The 1,601-nt window shown below is 73.3% G+C and carries 2 protein-coding genes; one reads left to right on the plus strand and one right to left on the minus strand.

Features of this window, described 5'->3' with window-relative positions; translation table 11 throughout:
* Positions 1-627 (minus strand): hypothetical protein (locus tag AB0M20_RS42435; protein ID WP_364307067.1); only part of this gene is annotated, 627 nt, incomplete at its 3' end.
* 97 nt (positions 628-724) lie between these two features.
* Here AB0M20_RS42435 and cofD point away from each other — a divergent pair.
* The coding region (gene cofD / locus AB0M20_RS42440) for a 2-phospho-L-lactate transferase (RefSeq protein ID WP_364307068.1) at positions 725-1,601 on the plus strand (877 nt) is incomplete at its 3' end.

A 1,601-nucleotide genomic window follows, 5' to 3' on the forward strand; every position in this document is an offset into this window, starting at 1 on the left:
GGGCTGACCGGGCTGACTGGGCTGGCCGGGCTGGCCTGGCTGCGCGGGCTGGTTCGGCGGCTGGCCGTAGCCGGGCTGGCCCGGGTACGCGCCCGGCATGCCGTACTGCGGCTGGCCGTACACGCCGGGCGGCGGCTTCGGCTTCGCGACGTGGAACAGGCCGCGCCAGAGGCCGTAGAGCGCCCAGGCGGCGACCGCGAAGACCGCCAGCCACGCGGCCCGCGCCAGGAACTCCTCGAGCGCGGCCCGGACGCTGAAGCCGGCGACGTTGATGAGCCCGATCAGCACCCCGAAGAGCACGCCGAAGAAGGCGGCCACCGCGTACTCGATCAGGGCGATCATCGTGATCAGCTGTGCCTTGGGGTGGCGCGGCTGGACCAGCAGCGACAGCAGGACCGCGGCGAGCGGGAAGAAGATCGTCGCCACGTTCACGAAGCCGTAGAAGCTGTCCTGCGTGCGGCTGCCGAAGGCCTCGCCGTCGCCGGCCGGGATCAGGCGGATCACCTGCACGAAGAGCAGCACGGCCGGCGCGGCCACCAGGGCCCAGGCCGCGATGTCGCGCACCGGCCGGAGCAGTTGGCCGGCAGAGCGGCCATCCCCCGGCGCGGGCTGCGGTTGGCTGGTCACGGGGACTCCTCGATCATGACGGGTCGAAACGGGCTGGCTCAGAGTAGTCCCGCAGGGCCATGACGTCTCGTTCAGCCGGGTGCGTCAGGATGGGTTCATGCGGATCACGGTGCTCACCGGCGGTATCGGCGGCGCGCGGTTCCTGGTCGGGGTGCGTGCGTACGCCCGGGCGGCCGGGGCCGAGGTCACCGCGGTGGTCAATGTCGGCGACGACGTGCGGATGCACGGCCTGCAGATCTGTCCCGACCTGGACAGCGTGATGTACACGCTGGGCGGCGCGGCGGATCCCGAGCGGGGCTGGGGCCGCGTCGGCGAGAGCTGGGTGGTGAAGGAGGAACTGGCCGCCTACGGCGCCGAGCCGGCCTGGTTCGGCCTGGGCGACAAGGACACCGCCACCCATCTGGTACGCACCACGATGCTGACCGCCGGCTATCCCCTCTCCCAGGTCACGGCGGCCCTGTGCGCCCGCTGGCAGCCCGGCGTCACGCTGCTGCCGGCCACCGACGACCGCCTCGAGACGCACGTCGTCGTCGACGTCGAGGGTGAACGCCGGGCGATCCACTTCCAGGAGTGGTGGGTCCGGTACCGCGGCGACCTGCCCACGCACCGGTTCGTCTTCGCCGGCGCCGACACCGCCAAACCCGCGCCCGGGGTGCTCGAGGCCATCGGCAACGCCGACGTGGTGCTCTTCGCGCCGAGCAACCCCGTGGTCAGCGTCGCGCCGATCCTGGCCGTGCCCGAGCTCCGGGAAGCCGTGGCGGACGGCCCGGCGCCGGTCATCGGGGTGTCGCCGATCATCGGCGGATCGCCGGTGCGCGGCATGGCCGACCGCTGCCTGGAGACGCTGGGCGTCGAGGTCAGCGCGACCGGGGTGGGGGCGCTCTACGGCGCCCGCACGGAGGGAGGGCTGCTCGACGGCTGGCTGGTCGATGCCAGTGACGAGGGCGCCGGTGTGCCGGGGGTCACCACCCGGG

The organism is Actinoplanes sp. NPDC051633 (assembly GCF_040681735.1).
In the GTDB taxonomy this organism is placed as follows: domain Bacteria; phylum Actinomycetota; class Actinomycetes; order Mycobacteriales; family Micromonosporaceae; genus Actinoplanes.